Here is a 17,582-nt window from a genome sequence, read left to right on the forward strand (position 1 = left end):
ATGATTTTGAGGGGCGGGATGGGACTATCCAACAGCAAACTAGGCGCAAAGGGCGGGCTGCTTGCAGCTCCTGCGCTTCTGGTGCTCAGCGCCTGCACGACGCCTGCTGCCGACATTCCGCAAAGCACGATCGCCACGCCTTCCGATTGGGCGCAGAGCGATGTCGCGCTGATGGAAACCGACCTCACCGATTACTGGACCTTGCTGGGCGATCCGCTGCTGACCGATTTTGTCGAGCAGGCGATCGTCGAAAACCGTGATCTCGCGCAAAGCGCCGCACGGCTGGAGCAGGCCCGCGCATCGCTGGTGCAGGCGCGCGCTGGTTACTATCCCTCTGTCTTTGGCAGCGGCGGGATCAATCGCGATATCGGTGACAATGCGCGCGACGGCGTGCAGCTGAGCCTTGGCGCAGATGCGAGCTGGGAACTCGACCTGTTCGGGCAGATTTCGGGCAATGTTGCCGCCGCGCGCGCTGATTTTGCCGCAGCCGGATATTCGCAAGCCGATCTGCAGCGCCTGATCGTCGGCCAGGTCGCCATCGCCACGATCAACGCGCGCGCCACGGCAGAACAACTCCAGATCGCGCGTGATACGCTCGCCTATCAGGACGATAATCTGCAGATCGCGCGCTGGCGCAATCAGGCAGGGCTGGTCTCAAGTCTCGATGTCGAACAGGCCCGCGCCCAGCGCGCTAACACCGCTGCGACCATTCCATTGCTCGAAAGCAGCCTCGCCGCGACATCCAACGCCATATCCACGCTGATTGGCGAAACGCCCGGCCGTGTGCTGGAAGCCATCGAAAGCGATCTTGAGGCGCGCGTGCCCACGCCGCCGCAGCTCGCCGGATTTGCCCCGCCTGCCGAAGTGCTAAGCCGCAGGCCCGATGTGCGGGCGGCAGAGGCCAATCTGATCGCCAGCAGCGCCCGGATCGGCGTGGCACGCGCGCAATTGCTCCCGCTTGTCCGCCTCACCGGCTCGATCGGCACAGGCGGCACAAATTTCAGCAATCTGTTCGATGTCATCACCGGCAGCGTGTTCGGCGGGATCAGCCAGTTGCTGTTCGATGGCGGCGCCACGGCAGCGCGGGTGGACAGTGCAGAGGCAGGCGCGCGCGCATCGCTTGCTGCGTGGGAGCAGGAAATCCTTTCCGCGCTGGAAGAAGTCGAAAGCGCCGCCGTGGACCAGCGCACGGCGGACGAGCGCATCGAAATCCAGAATGAAGCCGTCGATGCGGCGAGCAATTCCGCGATTCTGGCGCGCAGCCAGTATCAAGCGGGCCTCACCGATTTCCGCACGCTGCTGACTGCCGAAAACCAGCTGCTTGCCGCGCGCAACAGCCTGGTCAGCGCCGAAGCTGACCGCGCCACCGCCTTCGTCCGCCTGACACAGGCGCTGGGCGGCGGCTGGAGCGAGAGTGATTTTGCCTTTTCCCTGCCGGGCCGCGCTGCCCAGCAGACATCTGACGGGAACGCCGAATGAGCCAGACAGAAACCGAAACCGACATCGAGTCCTATCTCGACGAAGGCAAGCCGAAGAAATGGTACAAGCGCAAGCGCGTGTGGCTCGGCGTTATCCTGCTGATACTGATTGTGCTGGCGATTTCTCAATGTTCGGGCGGGGACGAGCGACCCAATTACGTGACCGCGGAGGTGGAAACGCGCTCGCTCGATCTCTCGGTCACGGCAACGGGCAGCCTGCGTCCCACCAATCAGGTCGAGGTCGGCTCAGAAGTTTCGGGCCGGATCGACGATGTGCTGGTCGATGTGAACGACCAGGTTACGCGCGGTCAGGTGCTGGCGCGCATCAACACCGAAGTCATCGGTGACCAGATCCGCCAGAGCCGCGCCAACCTCAACGCAGCTGTCGCCCGCGTGGCAGAAGCGCAGGCGACGCTCGAAGCCGATGAAGCCCAGCTCGATCGCCTGCTTGAAGTGCAGCGCCTGTCCGATGGCCGCGTGCCCAGCCAGGCGGAAATCGACCAGGCACAGGCTGCCGTGAACCGCGGCCGTGCAAGCGTTGCCGCAGCGCGCGCCAATGTCAGTTCTGCCCGCGCGCAGCTTTCCTCTGCGCAGGTCAGCCTCGATCGCGCAGTAATCCGCTCGCCTGTCTCAGGCGTCGTGCTCGCACGGCAGGTGGAACCGGGCCAGACCGTGGTCGCCAGCTTCAACACGCCGACATTGTTCGTGCTCGCTGAAGACCTCGCCACCATGCAGCTCCGCGTCGATCTGGATGAGGCCGATGTCGGCCAGGTCGAAGCCGGCCAGGACGCGACCTTCACTGTCGATGCCTATCCCGGCCGCCGCTTCCCCGCGACAGTGGAACGGGTCGACCTCGCTTCGAACAATATCGCGCAGATCGGGCAGCAACAGCAGGGCGGCGGCCAGCAGGTGGTCTCCTACGAAGCGCGGCTGGTCGTCAGCAATGGCGACGGGCTGCTGCGCCCCGGCATGACCGCGACCGCCACGATTGCGACCGACAGCACCGGTGAGCAGATGCTCGTGCCAAACAGCGCGCTCCGCTACGATCCGGAGGAGGAAGAAGAGGGCGGCGGCATCTTCGGCGATCCGGGCTTCGGCCTCGATCGAACCGAAGAAGCCACGATCGGCGTCGGCAGTCGCCAGTCTGTCTACGTGGTGGAAGAGGATGGCACGCTTCGCGCCATCGAAGTCGTCACCGGGCGCAGCGATGGCCGCTTTACCGTGGTGACTTCGGAAGAACTGGAGCCGGGGATGGAAGTCGTCACCGGCGAAGGTATCGGTTCGCAGTGAGCGAAGCGCCGCTCATAGAACTGGAAGGCATCACCAAGACCTTCGGCACCGGACCTGCGGCGTTCCAGGCGCTGAAGGGTGTGGATCTTGCCATTGACCGCGGCGATTTCGTGGCGGTGATGGGGCCGTCTGGCTCGGGCAAGTCGACGACGATGAACATCCTCGGCTGCCTCGATGTGCCGACCAGCGGCGTCTTCAAGTTCCGCGACGTGGAAGTGCAGAATCTGAGCCGCGACCAGCGATCGCTGCTGCGTCGCCGCTACCTCGGCTTCGTTTTCCAGGGTTTCAACCTGCTGGCGCGTACGACCGCGCTGGAGAATGTCGAACTCCCGCTGCTCTATCGCGGCGAAAGCAAGAAGGCGCGGCGGCAAGCTGCCGAGCGTTCGCTGGACAAGGTGGGGCTGCTGCCATGGGCTACGCACACTCCGGCAGAACTTTCAGGAGGCCAGCAACAACGCGTGGCCATTGCCCGAGCATTGGTGACAGATCCTGACGTGCTGTTGGCGGACGAACCTACCGGCAACCTCGACACCGAACGCTCTATCGAAATCATGGAATTGCTCGCCGATCTGAGCAAAACCGGAATCACCGTGCTGATGGTTACGCACGAGGAAGAAATGGCCGAATATGCCCGCACCATCGTGCATTTCCGCGATGGACTGGTGGAGCGCGTGGACACGGGCCACCGGATGGGCCAACCGATTGACGAGGACGTGTGATGCGGATGCTCGGAGCCACTCTGCTGCTCGCCATGCGCGAAATTCGGCGGCACCTGCTGCGCAGTTTCCTGACAACGCTCGGCATCATTATCGGCGTCGCTGCCGTGATCACCATGGTCACGCTGGGCCAGGGCCTGACGGCAGATGTCCAGGAAGACATTGCAGGGCTGGGTTCGGACCAGTTCATCGTCGTGCCGCGCAGCGTCGAACGGGGCGTCGGGGCGCCACCTTTCGAGGAAGACGACATCATTGCCGTCCGCAACCAGATCGCCGGGGTCGAGCTTACGGCGGGCTCCGTCAATCGCGGCGCCATCGCGTTTCACAACGGGCAGGATTGGGAAACCAATGTCCAGGGCGCCAATCGCGATTTCTTCGCCGCGCAGAATATCGAAATCGTCGAAGGCCGCGGTTTTACCGACGACGAAGAAGCGCGTGGGGAAAGCGTCTGCATCGTCGGCCCCACCGTGGCAGACGAAATCTTCGTCGAAGATGCCGTCATTGGCGAAACCATGCGTCTCAACAATGTAACATGCCAGGTAATCGGCACCACCGAAGAACGGTCAAGCTCGGGCGTCGGTGACAATAATGATGTGGTTTTCATGCCGCTCAGCGCCGTGCAGCGTCGCTTCAGCGGTAATAACAATCTCGACTTCTTCGTCGTCAAATACGATCCCAGCTATAGCGCGGACAGGCTGCAGTCTCAGCTGATTGCGCTGCTTCGCGAACGGCGCGTTATCCAGGAGGGTGAAGAAAACAACTTCAACCTCTTCGATACGGCGGAAATCAGCGACACGGTCAGCCAGATTACCGGAACGATGACGCTGGTCGTCACGGTAATCGCTGCGATCAGCCTGCTTGTCGGCGGGATCGGCATCATGAATATCATGCTGGTGTCGGTGACCGAGCGAACCCGCGAAATCGGTATCCGCCTTGCCATTGGCGCGCTCGCCAAGGAAGTCAGGCTGCAATTCCTGACAGAGGCCGTGGTGCTGTGCTGTTTCGGCGGATTGATAGGGATCGGGCTTGCTTTCGGGCTATCCGTCCTGCTGGCGGGGCTTATCGATCTGCCCTTCCTGTTCAATCCCGCTCTCAATATCATCGCATTCCTGTTTTCCGCGCTGATGGGGATCACCTTCGGCTATTACCCCGCCCACCGCGCAAGCAAGCTCGACCCGATCGACGCGCTTCGACACGAATAGGGCGCGAGCGCCAATAGCTTTCCTACAGGCGGCGCGTTTGCGAGCCATGCGGTCATGGCCTCTTCAAAACACCACGCTCGGCAAAAACCCCCCGGAAATCGCACAGGATTTCCGGGGGCTTTTTTGTTCATCTGGACACTGTCACACCTGTCACACCCTGCCGCTGCGGCAGGGTCCGACAGGCGCGAATCAGCCCACGATCCTCGCGCGGCACTCGCCCATGCCGATGCGGGCGTAGCCATCCTTCTCGGCATAAGCGCGCATGATGACTTCGTCGCCATCCTCGAGGAACTTGCGCTCCTCTCCATTGGGCAGGCTGATGCTCTTCTTGCCGCCTTCGGTCAGCTCGATCAGGCTGCCTTCGCCGCCTTCTTCACCGCTTGTGAGCGTGCCGGTGCCCAGCAGGTCGCCCGGCTGCATGTTGCATCCGCCGACCGAATGGTGCGCGATCAGCTGCGCGGCGGTCCAGTACATCGCCGTCATGGGCCCATGCGAGAGGCGGTGCGGTTCTGCCCCGGCTTCGCGCATCTTGGGCGTTGTGATCAGCACTTCCATCTGGATGCCGAACGCCGCGTGGCTCGTATCGTGCTGCAGGTAGGGAAGCGGCTCGGGATCGCCCTCTGCGCGCGCAGGCTGCGCAGTGCGGAACGGCGCGAGCGCATCCATCGTCACCACCCAAGGGGAGACGGTGGAAGCGAAGTTTTTGGCGAGGAACGGGCCAAGCGGCTGGTACTCCCACGCCTGGATATCGCGCGCCGACCAATCGTTGAGGATCGAGATGCCAGCGATGTGCTCTTCTGCCTCACCCACCGGGATCGGATCGCCAAGGTCATTGCCCTGCCCGATCCAGATCGCCATTTCGAGCTCGTAATCGAGCCGCTTGGATGGGCCAAACTCCGGAGTGCCACCTTCCTCTGCCGGCTTCTGCTGGCCAGTCGGGCGCTTCACATCGGTGCCGGACACGCAGATCGAAGAACTGCGGCCGTGATAGCCGATGGGGACATGCTTGTAGTTCGGCAGCAGCGGATTGTCTGGGCGGAACAGGCTGCCGATGTTCACCGCGTGGTGAATGCCCGTGTAGAAATCGGTGTAATCGTGGACGAGGAACGGCAGGTGCATGGTGCATTCGCTGGCCGGATAGAGATGCGGTTCGACATCTTCGCGAAAGCTGGCATCAGTCAGAGCCGTGAAAACCGCACCACGCAAGGAGAACAGCATGTCGCGCCCCTCTGCGAACAGTGCGTTCAGGACCGGCGCATTGCCGAGGAGCGCAGCGTCGTAACCTCCCTCTGGCAAGGCAGTGGCGACACCTGGCAAGTCGAGGATGAAGTCTCCGATAGCCACACCGCCGCGCCGCGCGCTGTCACCGTGGCTGAAAACGCCGATGGGCAGATTCTGCACGGGGAAATCGGGATGGCCGTTTGCGCTCTCCACCCAGCTGGTGGCGTTGGCATCATGCGTGAAGTCGAGTTCGATAGTCATTCAGGGAAGTCTCGCTTTCGGAAATCCACTCCAGCAGGCATCGTAATCGTCCTGCAGGAGGCCGCCATTCATGGCGAAGTCGGTGGTCTGGATGATCGCGCGGCTTTCGAACATGAAAGCCAGCGTGTTGTCGATCTTGTGCGGTTTGAGGTCGGCAGCCATCGCTTTCGCGGTGCTGTCGACATCGGGGCCATGCCCGTTGAACTGGTTGTGGAGCGATGCGCCGCCGGGGACGAAGCCGCCACCTTCCTTCGCGTCATACTCGCCATGGATAAGGCCCATGAACTCGCTCATGACATTGCGATGGAACCACGGCGGGCGGAAGGTGTCTTCACCCACCATCCAGCGCGGTGGGAAAATCACGAAATCGCAATTGGCGGTGCCCGGCGTGTCGCTTGGGCTGGTCAGTACGGTGAAGATGCTCGGATCGGGATGGTCGAAACTGACCGTGCCAATGGTGTTGAAGCGCGCCAGATCGTAGCGATAGGGCGCGGAATTGCCGTGCCAGCCGACGACATCGAAGGGCGAATGGTCGATCGTGGTCGTCCAGAGCTTGCCGTTGAACTTCTGGACCACCTCGAAGTCCCCGTCGCGGTCTTCGAACCATGCGTCCGGCGTTTCGAAATCGCGCGGATTGGCAAGGCCATTCGCGCCGATGGGGCCGAGATCGGGCAGGCGGAAAGGCGCGCCGTAGTTCTCGCAAATGTAGCCACGCGCTGGGCCCTCGGTCAGCTCTACACGGAAGCGCATGCCTTTCGGGATCACGGCGATGTGGCCCGGCGGCACATCCATCCGGCCGAGCTCGGTCGTGATGAGCAGAGCGCCCTGCTGCGGGACGATCAACATCTCGCCATCGCTGTTCTGAAATGCGCGCGCGTCCATGCTCACCGTCGCGGCGTAGAGATGGATGCCGATCCCGCCTTCGGACGGGCCGCCATTGCCGCCGTAGGTCACCATGCCGTCGATGAAATCGACATCGCTGTCGGGCATGGAAAGCGGATCCCAGCGCAGGCGATTGGGCGTGGTTTGCGTGCCATCCGGCGCAGCCAAGCGCTCCGCCCCGGTATAAGGCGTAAACGCGCCATGTTCTGTGGTCGGCCGCATTCGGTACAGCCAGCTGCGGCGGTTCTCTGCGCGCGGCACGGTAAAGGCGCTGGTGCTGAACTGTTCGGCATAAAGGCCAAAGGCCGGTCGCTGCGGCGAATTGCGGCCTTCAGGCAGCGCGCCGGGAACGGCCTCGCTGGCGAAGTGGTTGAGAAAACCAGTCTGATAGCTCATAGTCATTTAGTAACAGATGAAACTTTCACGCACAATGCACTACATCGCTAACGTGCGAGCATCGAGGAGGTGCCCATGAAACTCTACGGATATTGGCGCAGCAGCACGAGTTACCGCCTGCGCTGCGCATTGGAATTGAAGGGCATCGCCTATGAGAACTGCCCGGTGAACCTGCTTGAGAGCGCGCAAAAGGATGAGGCCTTCACCAGCCGCAACCCCTTCGCTACCGTCCCCATGCTGGAGACCGAGAGCGGCGACCGCGCGCAGAGCATGGCGATTATCGAATGGCTGGACGAAGCCTATCGCGACAAGCCGCTGCTGCCATCGGGGCTGGACCACCGCTACATCGCGCGCGAACTGGCCTATGCCATTGCAACGGAGCTCCACGCGCCGCTCAACCTGCCGGTGCTCAAGTATCTGAAGAACCCGCTCGGCCACGATCAGGAGGAGATCAACATTTGGTATCGCCACTGGCTGGCCAAGACGCTGACACCGGTGGAGGCGCGCCTCGCCCAGCTCGATAGCGGGGATTTCCTGTTCGATGCGCCGGGCTTCTTCGAGACCGTGCTGATCCCGCAGCTCTACAATGCGCGACGCTTCGATTTCGACCTGACCGACTGCCCACGCATCGTGCGGATCGAGAGCGCGTGCAATGCCTTGGAGCCCTTTAAACGCGCGCATCCCGACAACCAGCCGGACGCGCATTAGAGAGCCTCGGTCAGAACCTCGTCGATCGCGGTGAATACGCGCTCCAATTGCGCATCGGTGATGCAGTACGGCGGCATGAGGTAAAGCGTATTGCCGAGCGGACGCAGCAGTATCTCGCGCCTGAACAGGCCTTCGCGCATTGTGAGGCCGACGTCGGCGAGGTAGCCGCTTTCGCCCGCATCGACATCCATCGCGATCACGCTGCCGCATTGGCGGATGTTGCTGACTGAATGGCTTTCGGCGAGTCGGGCGAAGCCCTCACTTTCGCGCTGGGCGAGGTTCGCAATCCGATCCAGCACCGGCTCTTCGCGCCAGATCGCGAGGTTCGCATTCGCCGCCGCACAGGCGATCGGATTGGCGGTGAAGCTGGAGGAATGGAAGAACATCTTCGCACGGTCGGTCGAATAATGCGCATCGTAAATCGGTGCGGTCGCCATCGTCACGGCGAGCGGCATCGAGCCACCGGTGAGGCCTTTCGCGAGACAAAGGAAATCGGGCACCACGCCCGCCTGTTCACACGCCAGCAGAGTGCCCGTGCGTCCCCAGCCGGTCATGACTTCATCGGCGATGAAAAGCACATCGTGGCGTGAGCAGATAGCGCGCATCTCACGCAATATATCGGGCGAATACATCAGCATTCCGCCTGCGCCGAGAACCAGCGGCTCGACGATAAAGGCAGCGGTGTCGCCGCCAGCACAGGCTGCTTCCAATGCGTCCAGAGTGCCTTGCTCGCTACCCTTATACGGGAAAGGAATGGTCTCAACATCGAACAGTAAAGGGCTGTAAGCCTTGTTGAAAACGCCGCGCTCGCCAATGCTCATCGCGCCGATGGTGTCGCCGTGATAGCTATGCTCCATCACGACGATCTTGTGACGCGGCTGGCCAGTGTTGGCCCAGAACCCCAGCGCCATTTTGAGCGCGACTTCCACCGCAGTCGAACCGCTGTCCGAGTAGAACACATACTCCAGCGCTTCCGGCATTATCGCCCGCAGCCCGCGCGCCAGATCTTCTGCCGGTTGATGCGTCCACCCGGCGAAAATCAGCTGGTCGAGCTGCTCGGCCTGGTGCTGGATCGCTTCGACAATTCGCGGGTGGTTATGGCCGTGCGTAATCACCCACCAGCTGGAGATAACGTCCAGCACCTCGCGCCCGTCGGAAGTGTGTAGCACCGCGCCTTCAGCCCGATCGACCAGCGGGATCGGCTCGCCCAGCCCGTGCTGGTGGAAGGGGTGCCAGACCGGTGAGCGGTCAGTCATCGAGGACGCTGAGATTGATATGCTCGGCAAAGGCCGCCGCCAGTGTTTCGGCATTGAGCGGATCAAGGAAAGGCAGCCGCCCGAGATGCGGGTCGGCAAAACCGAAATCCATAATCGCTTTCTCCGCGACCGGCTCCGCATCGCCGACGAACACGGTGGCCGCCACTTCGAGGTCCGCCGCATGCACGGCTTCGAGCGTTAGCAGCGTGTGATTGATCGTGCCAAGCGTCGTGCGCGCGACGATAATGACCGGCAGATCCCAACGCTGCATGATCTCCGAGTAAAGGATGTCCGTATGCAGCGGCACGAAAAATCCACCCGCCCCCTCCACCACGAGCGGCCCTTCGGCGGTCGGCAAATGAAGGTCGGTGTCACAAATCATCGTGCCATCGATGTCGGCAGCAGCATGCGGCGAGCATGGCGTATTGAGGCGATACATTTCCTCAACTACGGTGGCGTCGGGCGCCAGCCGCGCGACTTTCTGGCTATCCGTCTCGCCCTCGAGGCCCGCTTGCACAGGCTTCCAGTAATGCGCCTTGAGCGCCTGCGCGAGGCCGGCGGCAAACACCGTCTTGCCGACATCGGTATCGGTGCCTGTGATGGCGAAACGGTTCATGCTGCTTTCCATTCGGCGATGGCCTCCAGCGCCTTTGTCACATCAGCGCTCTCCAAAGTCGAGCGCAGGGCAAGGCGGATGCGGCTGGTCCCTTTGGGCACGGTCGGCGGCCTGATTGGCAGGGCGGCAATTCCGCGCTCGATCAGGTGCTGACCGAGTGCGAGCGCATCGCTTTCCGGCCCAACAACCAGCGGCACGATCTGCGAGGTGGAGCCGAGCGTATCGAAGCCCATGCCGTTCAATCCCTCGCGCAACTGCTCGCCCAGCTCAGCGAGATGCGCCCTCTCCGCATCCATGTCGGGCACAATGTCGAGCGCCGCATCCATTGCGCCGAGCAGCGCAGGCGGAGTGGCGGTGGAAAAAATCAGGCCAGCGCACATGTTGATCAGGTAATCGCGCATCAGATCGGAACAGGCGACATAGGCGCCGAAGCCACCCATCGCCTTGCTGAATGTGCCCATCACGATGTCTGCGCCGGGATTGTCGGCCGTCAGCCCCGCCCCGCCCTTGCCGAGCACGCCGGTGGCATGCGCTTCGTCGACATAGAGCAGCGCGTCATGCTTGCGCGCGATGGCGTTCAGCGCAGCCAAATCGGCACGGTCGCCATCCATGCTGAACACGCTTTCGGTGATGATGATGCGCGCGTCGTATTTGCTTGCATGATCGTTCAACAATCGTTGCAAGTCGCTTGCATCATTGTGGCGATAGAAATGCACGTCTGCCTTCGCGCCGCGGCATCCGGCGTGGATCGAATTGTGCACCAGCTCGTCAGCGAAAATCGCGGTGTTCGGAGCGGCATTGGCGAGCGCCGGAATAATGCCCGCATTGGCCTGCCATCCGCTCGCCATGACCAGCGCGGCTTCACTCCCCTTGAATGCGGCAATGCGCGCTTCCACCGCTTCATGCTCAGCGGACGTACCGGTGATCAGGCGGGAAGCTCCCGCGCCTGCGCCTAAGCGCCGCGCATAGTCGGCGGCCCGCTCTGCAAGCAAAGGATGGCGCGCTAACCCGAGGTAATCGTTGCTGGAGAAGTCGAGCAATTCGCGTCCATCGCGCATGATCCGGCCACCGCCAGCAAGCTGCGCCGGACGCAGCACACGGCGGCGATCCTTCGCTGCGATGCGATCGAGCGATTGGCGGATGTAATCGAGCATGGGCGCGTGTTCAGGCGATCAGGTCAGCTCTGCCTGCGCCTCCTGCGGGGCGGTCGCGCAGCCACCCGAACAGCCGCCGACAGCCCTCATGGGCTCTTCACCCTGCATGGGCGTGAGACCAAGCCGCTCGAACATCGCCGCGTCGCTATCGTCGCCCGCATTGGGCGCGGTCAGCAGTTTGTCGCCGGTGAAGATCGAGTTCGCCCCGGCCATGAAGCAGAGCGCCTGCGTCGCATCGCTCATGCTCTCGCGTCCGGCGGAAAGGCGCACCATGCTCATCGGCATGCAGATGCGCGCGACCGCCACGGTGCGGACGAATTCGATATCGTCGATCTTGGCCATTGGCGTATCGGCGAGCATGTCGCCAAGCGGAGTGCCCTTCACCGGCACCAGCGCGTTGACCGGTACACTTTCCGGATGCCGCTCCAGCGTGGCCAGCGTGTGGACGAAGCCGACGCGGTCATCGCGCGTCTCACCCATGCCGACGATCCCGCCCGAACACACATTGATGCCAGCCTCGCGCACATTGGACAGCGTATCGAGGCGGTCTTGGTATTTGCGCGTGGTGATCACGCGGTCGTAATATTCGGGGCCGGTATCGACATTGTGATTGTAGTAATCGAGACCCGCTTCCTTGAGTTGCTCGGCCTGCGAAGGCGAAAGCATGCCCAGCGTCATGCAGGTTTCCATGCCCATCTCGCGCACGCCTTTCACGATCTCGACGATCTTGGGCATGTCGCGTTCTTTCGGGTTGCGCCATGCAGCTCCCATGCAGAAACGCTGGCTTCCCGCGTCCTTCGCCTGCGCCGCCGATTGCAGAACTTGTCGCACATCCATCAGCTTGGTCGCTTCGACGCCGCTATCGGCATGCGCGCTTTGCGAACAATATCCGCAATCCTCCGGGCAGCCGCCGGTCTTGATTGAGAGCAAGGTGCACAGCTGCACTTCGCCTGCGCGGTGATGCGCGCGGTGCACTTCGGCGGCGCGAAAGACGAGTTCAGTGAACGGTAAATCGAACAGCGCCGCGATTTCCTCTCGCGTCCAGTCAGTGCGGACAGGCTGCATGCAAACTCCCTTCAGATCAGTGCCTGCCCCAATGGCGAAAAAGGCAGCGCAGGTAAAGCTTGGAGCCCCGCAACATCCCGGCAAAACCACTTAAGAACGCGCAAATGTAAAATCTCGTAAGAATCATCCATTTCAGGGTGCATTTTGTAGAAAATCGCGTTTTTGGCACGTAAGTTGAGAAAACAATCAGAACAAAAAGTAACACGACTATCGGGTGGCTGAATGAGAATTGCAGTAGCGGATGACGATCAGGAAGTGCTGGCGCAGATCACCGGCTGCCTGGAATCTTCGGGGCACACGTTCGACACATTTCGCAATGGGAAAGACTTGCTCGTCGCTTTGCGTCGCGAAACATATGATGTCGTTCTTGTTGACTGGAACATGCCAGGTGCAACCGGCCCGGAAGTGGTCCAGTGGGGCAACGACACGCTCGACCAGCCGCCTGCCTTCATTCTGATCACCAGCCGATCCGACAAGGCCGATATCGTCAAAGGCTTGGAACAGGGCGCGAGCGACTATATCGTCAAGCCGGAAAGCGAAGAAGTCATCCTCGCGCGCATCGAAGCAGCGGCGCGCCGTCACGGCACGGCAGGCCGGAGCGAACGTTTCCAGACCTATGGCGAATACAAGATCGATCGCCTGAACGAAGAGATCGAGCACAAGGGTGAGCGGGTCAAGCTGACGTCCAAGGAATTCAAGGTCGCTGCGCTTTTCTTCGAAAACCTGAACCGCCCGCTCTCGCGTAGCTACATATTCTCGCAGATCTGGGGCAATATGGGCGACATCGCCACGCGCACGCTGGACATGCATGTCTCGCGCGTGCGCTCGAAGCTGGAGCTGCGACCGCACAACGGCTTTGCTATTCAAACCGTCTTCGGTTTCGGCTACCGCATGGATGCATTCTTCGATGATGCAGAGTTGGCAGAGCGCGAAGCGCGTCCGGTGGAGTAAATTCCAATTCCATTACTGAAACTGCGCACTGCTGGAGCCCGAAGCCACTGGATGGCGCTGTGCCTCTCCTTTGCTTTGGGTGCCTGTGCGGTGACGGCGCCGCCTGCGATTGTTTCCACGACTGGTGCCTTTGACCAGGGCAGTGAAATTCAACTCGCTCCATTTGAGGATGATGCATCCTTGCGCGGTGCCTTTGGCAAGGCGCTGACCGAAGCTTTCCGCGAAAATGATGTGCAAGTTTCAGGCGATGGTCAGCTCATCGCCGATTTCGCGCTGGCAGAGCGTAATGCGCAAAGCGGCGTCGCCGATCCGGCTGCGTCGAGCAGCGAAAACGTCATTTGGACATCGCAGCCGCGCGATCGGGGACTGCTCGATCGCTGCGATGCGCGGCGCGTGCGGGCGACACTCGTCATCCTCGATCGCGCTTCGGGTGAAGTCACCTATCGCGGGGTGGCCGAGGCGTCCGACTGCGCAATCGACGATGAGCACATCACCGCGTTGGCCCGTGCCCTCGTCGCTGATGCACGCACGGACTGATCTCAATCGTTGACGCTGCCATTGGTTGGCAGATCGATAGTGAAACAGGTGCCCTCGCCTTCACCCGAGGTGACTTTGATCGTCCCGCGATGCTTGTCCACCACGCGCTTCACGAAAGTCAGGCCAAGGCCCACGCTCGGCCCCGCCTTGCTCTGATGCGCGCCAAACCGCGCGAAAGGTTTGCGCAGGCGTTCGGGCGGCAGGCCCGGCCCCTGATCGGCGACAGATATCTGCACCCAGTCGTCATTAACTTGCCTCAGCGACATCTCGATCCGGCTGCCTTCCGGCGCAAATTTTATCGCATTACCGAGCAAATTATCGAGCAGGCGCGCGATCAGCGATGCATCCACAAATGCAAACACCGGATCGTCGGGCACTGCTTGGATCACCTCGATCCGCTTGTGCCGCGCGAGAGCGTAAGCCCTGTCGTTCGCCTCTTCGATCAGGGCGGCAATATCGGTGTCTTCGAAATCCAGTGGCGTCTCTTCGAGGCGAGCAAGCTGCACGAAATCGTCGGCGAGTTTCAGAGTCCGCTCTGCCTGGTTTTTGATCCGTTCGGGCACGCCCTCTTCGTCCTGATCGGGCAATTTGCGCGCCAGCCCGATAATCGCAACCTGCGGGGAGCGCATATCGTGCGAGAGAAATTCGAGCATCTCGCGGCGCTCCTCGTCTCGCCTGCGGCTATCGGTCACATCGCGCAGTGCGAAGATTTCGCCGCCGTCGGCATCATCTTCCATTTCAAAAGGCGCGCGGGCGACGAGGAAAGTGCGGCCATCGGGGAAGCGCATTTCTTCCCGCTCGGCGATTTGTTCGACCTCATGCTTCGCCAGGAGTTCGTCTAGCGGGCCCGGCTCAGCCTCCTGCCAATGCGGAAACAGATCCTGCGCCTGCCGGTTCGCCATGGTCACTTGAGACGCGCGATCGAGCACGAGGATCGCATCCGGCGCCGCCTCGATGACCTTGCGCATGAACTGGAAGCCACGATTGACCCGGCTCACCAGCCGCCGCATCCGCCCGACCTGCCGGGCGATCTGGTCGAACCCGTCGACTTGCGCGCGCTGCGCTCCTTCCGGCCGCAGGAAGGCCGCCTCTTCTTCCAGATAGGAACTGACCGAGGTGAGCCTGCGCCAGCTCCAGAAGGGATAGGACAGCAGGACCACAAGCAAAGCTGCGCCCGGGGCAACCCATAGCCCTGCCATCGGAACCAGCACCACCGTCAACAGGCCAATCGCGAAAGCGAGGGCAAGTGTCGCAATGAGGCCGGCGCGCGGGGACATTTTCCAGAACACCAGAAACTGGATGAGGAGAGCAAATACCGCTAGCGCGGCAGACCACCCGTTCGGCAGATCCTTCACCAGAGCATTGCTTCGCGTCGCATCGAGCAGATTGGCCTGCGTCTCCACTCCGGGCATCACCGCCACATCGCGTGCACCGACCGAATAGCGATCGCCCATGCCCTGAGCAGTGGCTCCGACCAATATCGTGCGACCGCGCAAGAATTCGCTGGGCAAACGCCCTTCGATAACATCGGCGGCAGACACGTGCGCATAGGAGCCGACCGGGTGGAACGCCATCACCGGCGCAGAGGGCAGCGTAGCGTCGAAATCCGGATCGGCTTCGACTGCACTCTGGACGAAATGCGGATAGGTGATGCCGCCAATCTCAAGATCGAAAGCGAAGCGCCGCAAGACACCGTCGGCATCGGGTGCAATCGTCACGTGGCCCATCCCCGCTGCTGCATTGGCAAATACCGGCAAAGGCATCGCCGGTTCGAGGCCGCTGCGGGCATTTTGCATCGGCACAAAGGTGAACGGCAGAAACACATTGCCATTGCGCGCGATAGCGCGGGCGAAAGCGTCATCCTCTGCTTCTGAAGTCGGCTCCAGAAACAGCATATCGTACAAGACCTGATCGGCTTCACTGGCGGTGAGCTGATCGATCAGCTGCGCGTGCAGGCTTCGCGGCCATGGCCAAGCGCCAAGCTCGGCCAGACTGTCGTCATCGATCGCGACAATCAGAATGTCGTCGGAGATTTCTGCCCTCGCAAGGCTTGCGGCACGATCGAGGATCCGCGCATCCAGACGATTAGTCAGCTCCCCATAGGCAGCCAGCGTGCCAAGCACAGCCATCGCGAAAAGGAGGACCCACCATTCAGCAAGGATGCGGCGAACCACCATGATGCGTCGATCCTTACCCCTGGTCCCGAGACATTACTCGGCCGAGACCGCGAGCCTCTGTTCGGAACCCCAAATCTTCAAAAGCCCGTCCTCTTCATCGGCCTGAATGGCGGCCACGCGCCAGACGTAAGTGCCGGGCTCCAACCCCGTGACGACTGTCGCCGAGCCGGGCAAGGCGATTTCATCATACAGCGGCGCATCGCTTTCCCCCTCCCGCCAGAGCTGAAAGGCAAAATGCGTCGTGCCCTCACCTTGAGGGAGCCACGCAAAGCGGTAGCCATCTTCGATTGGCGAGGCCTCCACCGATGCTTCACTGCCCAAACGTTTGCGACGGAAGTTTTCGGCGACCGGCGCGCTGAGCCCTTCCAGTCCGTTTGCGGAAATTCCTCGACTGCGAATGAAATAGCGTCCGTTCGGCAGGTCAGTGAAGGCTGCGCCCTCCGAGGAAATATCTTCCGCGAAAAGCTCAAGAAAACCTGCATCGGTGGCGAGCTGCGTGCGCAGCGCAACTGCGCCTTCCGGCAAAGCGATCTCGAACGCCACAGCCTCCCCGGTTTGTATCGCATTGGCATTTTCGATCTCGGGCGGTGGAAGCAGTGCTTCCGGAGGACTGAGACCCTCGTCGACGACCACGACACCGAAGCCTTCCTGAGCGACTGTGGCGGCTTCGTCAGCAGTGACGGCGACACTTCCTTCGACCACCTCGGTCAGGCCAAGCTCCGCCTCTTCCGAGTAGCCGACGCGGTAGACAGTGCCGCGTACCGCCGTCACCGACACCGGCGTGCTGGTTTGCCAGCGTTCGTCATCCCGCAGGGTAGGCGCGATTACCTCTCCGCGGCCACTGAGAATGCGAAAATGCACATCGCGCAGGTCGCGCAAGAGATAGATACGCGAACGTTCGAGACGGGCGAGGGTGTTGGACGGCAGGGAAATTGCCGCACCATCGACAGTCTGGAACGAAACAAATCCGCCGGGGCCCGTTTGCACCACGGCGCCCTCACGCAATTCGGCGCCTTGGCTTGCTTCGACGCCGTCGATAGTTACCGGACCCCGTGAGCTCAGCACCGCCAGACCGGCAGGGCGATAGACCAGCTGGTCGCGCGGAATGCGAATGACGGTTCCGATAGGAATGCGGCGGGGGTTTTGAATTCTGTTGAGGCGTGCGAGGCGGGCTGCCGCATCTCTGCCGATCACATATTCTTGGCTCACGCCGATCAGCGTGTCACCGGCAGCCATGCGATAGCCGATCGTGGAATCGTCCTGCGCGTGCAGCGTTGTCGGCGCGAAGACAGAGCACAAGGCCGCCAATCCGAAAGCCAATCCTGTTTTGGATGCCAGAACCTTCACCATCGACAACTCCATTTCACCCACGTCCCTGCGGGCGATTTCGAATTTCGCAGAACCCGTGCTGATTGCAATGCCATGCTTGCCAGAAACAGCTGGCTGGAAAGCGAAAGGGGGACCAACGCTTTCCAGCCATTCAAGGTTGTGTGCTCACCATTTCAGGTGAGTTGGCAGCTTCTAGCGAGCCGCTCGACAACACGCTTGCGGCGATGAAACAGGCGACGACGCTCAGCGCGGCAAAAGCGACACCGATGCGGAAGCTCGCACTTGTCGATTGCGATTTCTGATCGATCATGCCCTAAACCCTTCCCCCGGCGCGTTCGAGGCT

16 protein-coding genes are annotated in these 17,582 nt (G+C 61.7%); 7 read left to right on the top strand and 9 right to left on the bottom strand.

Going from position 1 to position 17,582, the window contains the following annotated elements; translation table 11 throughout:
* The first annotated feature begins 18 nt into the window (after positions 1 to 18).
* From O2N64_RS00920 to O2N64_RS00935, 4 genes are read left to right on the top strand one after another with little or no spacing between them, the layout of a single operon-like run.
* Positions 19 to 1,479 carry an efflux transporter outer membrane subunit gene (locus O2N64_RS00920; RefSeq protein ID WP_271078429.1) on the top strand — a complete coding sequence of 487 codons (1,461 nt, stop codon included), beginning with the start codon at positions 19 to 21 and terminating at the stop codon, positions 1,477 to 1,479.
* A complete protein-coding gene (locus tag O2N64_RS00925) occupies positions 1,476 to 2,768 on the top strand; it encodes an efflux RND transporter periplasmic adaptor subunit (protein ID WP_271078430.1) in 1,293 nt (430 codons plus the stop codon). Before O2N64_RS00920 ends, O2N64_RS00925 begins: the two co-directional genes overlap by 4 nt.
* Positions 2,765 to 3,487: an ABC transporter ATP-binding protein gene (locus O2N64_RS00930; RefSeq protein ID WP_271078431.1), complete on the top strand. Its 723-nt coding sequence runs from the start codon at positions 2,765 to 2,767 to the stop codon at positions 3,485 to 3,487. The genes O2N64_RS00925 and O2N64_RS00930 overlap by 4 nt, the downstream gene beginning before the upstream one ends.
* A 5-nt stretch (positions 3,488 to 3,492) precedes the next feature.
* Positions 3,493 to 4,686 carry an ABC transporter permease gene (locus tag O2N64_RS00935; RefSeq protein WP_271079684.1) on the top strand — a complete coding sequence of 398 codons (1,194 nt, stop codon included), beginning with the start codon at positions 3,493 to 3,495 and terminating at the stop codon, positions 4,684 to 4,686.
* Between the two features lie 189 nt (positions 4,687 to 4,875).
* Here the strand turns inward: O2N64_RS00935 and fahA are convergent, their stop codons facing one another.
* Positions 4,876 to 6,168 (bottom strand): fumarylacetoacetase, encoded by a 1,293-nt coding sequence (gene fahA, locus O2N64_RS00940; protein WP_271078432.1) that lies wholly within the window; start codon positions 6,166 to 6,168, stop codon positions 4,876 to 4,878.
* On the bottom strand, positions 6,169 to 7,452 hold the full coding sequence (gene hmgA / locus O2N64_RS00945) for a homogentisate 1,2-dioxygenase (protein ID WP_271078433.1): 1,284 nt from the start codon (positions 7,450 to 7,452) through the stop codon (positions 6,169 to 6,171). It abuts the gene before it with no gap.
* 69 nt (positions 7,453 to 7,521) lie between these two features.
* Between hmgA and maiA the strand changes: the two genes are divergently transcribed.
* On the top strand, positions 7,522 to 8,154 hold the full coding sequence (gene maiA, locus O2N64_RS00950) for a maleylacetoacetate isomerase (protein WP_271078434.1): 633 nt from the start codon (positions 7,522 to 7,524) through the stop codon (positions 8,152 to 8,154).
* Here maiA and O2N64_RS00955 read toward each other — a convergent pair.
* From O2N64_RS00955 to bioB, 4 genes are read right to left on the bottom strand one after another with little or no spacing between them, the layout of a single operon-like run.
* Positions 8,151 to 9,410 carry an adenosylmethionine--8-amino-7-oxononanoate transaminase gene (locus tag O2N64_RS00955; protein ID WP_271078435.1) on the bottom strand — a complete coding sequence of 420 codons (1,260 nt, stop codon included), beginning with the start codon at positions 9,408 to 9,410 and terminating at the stop codon, positions 8,151 to 8,153. The two genes, maiA and O2N64_RS00955, sit on opposite strands and share 4 nt — an antisense overlap.
* Positions 9,403 to 10,026 (bottom strand): dethiobiotin synthase, encoded by a 624-nt coding sequence (gene bioD / locus O2N64_RS00960; RefSeq protein ID WP_271078436.1) that lies wholly within the window; start codon positions 10,024 to 10,026, stop codon positions 9,403 to 9,405. Before bioD ends, O2N64_RS00955 begins: the two co-directional genes overlap by 8 nt.
* A complete protein-coding gene (locus tag O2N64_RS00965; RefSeq protein WP_271078437.1) occupies positions 10,023 to 11,180 on the bottom strand; it encodes an aminotransferase class I/II-fold pyridoxal phosphate-dependent enzyme in 1,158 nt (385 codons plus the stop codon). Before O2N64_RS00965 ends, bioD begins: the two co-directional genes overlap by 4 nt.
* An 18-nt stretch (positions 11,181 to 11,198) precedes the next feature.
* Positions 11,199 to 12,245: a biotin synthase BioB gene (bioB, locus tag O2N64_RS00970; protein ID WP_271078438.1), complete on the bottom strand. Its 1,047-nt coding sequence runs from the start codon at positions 12,243 to 12,245 to the stop codon at positions 11,199 to 11,201.
* A gap of 222 nt (positions 12,246 to 12,467) precedes the next feature.
* Here bioB and O2N64_RS00975 point away from each other — a divergent pair, with 222 nt between their 5' ends.
* Together O2N64_RS00975 and O2N64_RS00980 are read left to right on the top strand one after the other, a co-directional pair.
* The gene (locus tag O2N64_RS00975) at positions 12,468 to 13,196 is read left to right on the top strand and encodes a response regulator transcription factor (protein WP_271078439.1); all 729 of its coding nucleotides are present in this window, start codon (positions 12,468 to 12,470) and stop codon (positions 13,194 to 13,196) included.
* 90 nt (positions 13,197 to 13,286) lie between these two features.
* Positions 13,287 to 13,733 carry a hypothetical protein gene (locus O2N64_RS00980; RefSeq protein ID WP_271078440.1) on the top strand — a complete coding sequence of 149 codons (447 nt, stop codon included), beginning with the start codon at positions 13,287 to 13,289 and terminating at the stop codon, positions 13,731 to 13,733.
* Positions 13,734 to 13,735: 2 nt separating this feature from the next.
* Here the strand turns inward: O2N64_RS00980 and O2N64_RS00985 are convergent, their stop codons facing one another.
* From O2N64_RS00985 to O2N64_RS00995, 3 genes are all read right to left on the bottom strand, one after another.
* Positions 13,736 to 15,910, bottom strand: a complete 2,175-nt coding sequence (locus tag O2N64_RS00985; protein WP_271078441.1) for a CHASE2 and HATPase_c domain-containing protein — start codon at positions 15,908 to 15,910, stop codon at positions 13,736 to 13,738.
* Between the two features lie 33 nt (positions 15,911 to 15,943).
* A complete protein-coding gene (locus O2N64_RS00990; protein WP_271078442.1) occupies positions 15,944 to 17,260 on the bottom strand; it encodes a FecR domain-containing protein in 1,317 nt (438 codons plus the stop codon).
* A gap of 130 nt (positions 17,261 to 17,390) precedes the next feature.
* Positions 17,391 to 17,549: a hypothetical protein gene (locus O2N64_RS00995; RefSeq protein ID WP_271078443.1), complete on the bottom strand. Its 159-nt coding sequence runs from the start codon at positions 17,547 to 17,549 to the stop codon at positions 17,391 to 17,393.
* Between the last annotated feature and the right edge of the window lie 33 nt (positions 17,550 to 17,582).

This window comes from Aurantiacibacter sp. MUD61 (assembly GCF_027912455.1).
GTDB lineage: Bacteria > Pseudomonadota > Alphaproteobacteria > Sphingomonadales > Sphingomonadaceae > Alteraurantiacibacter.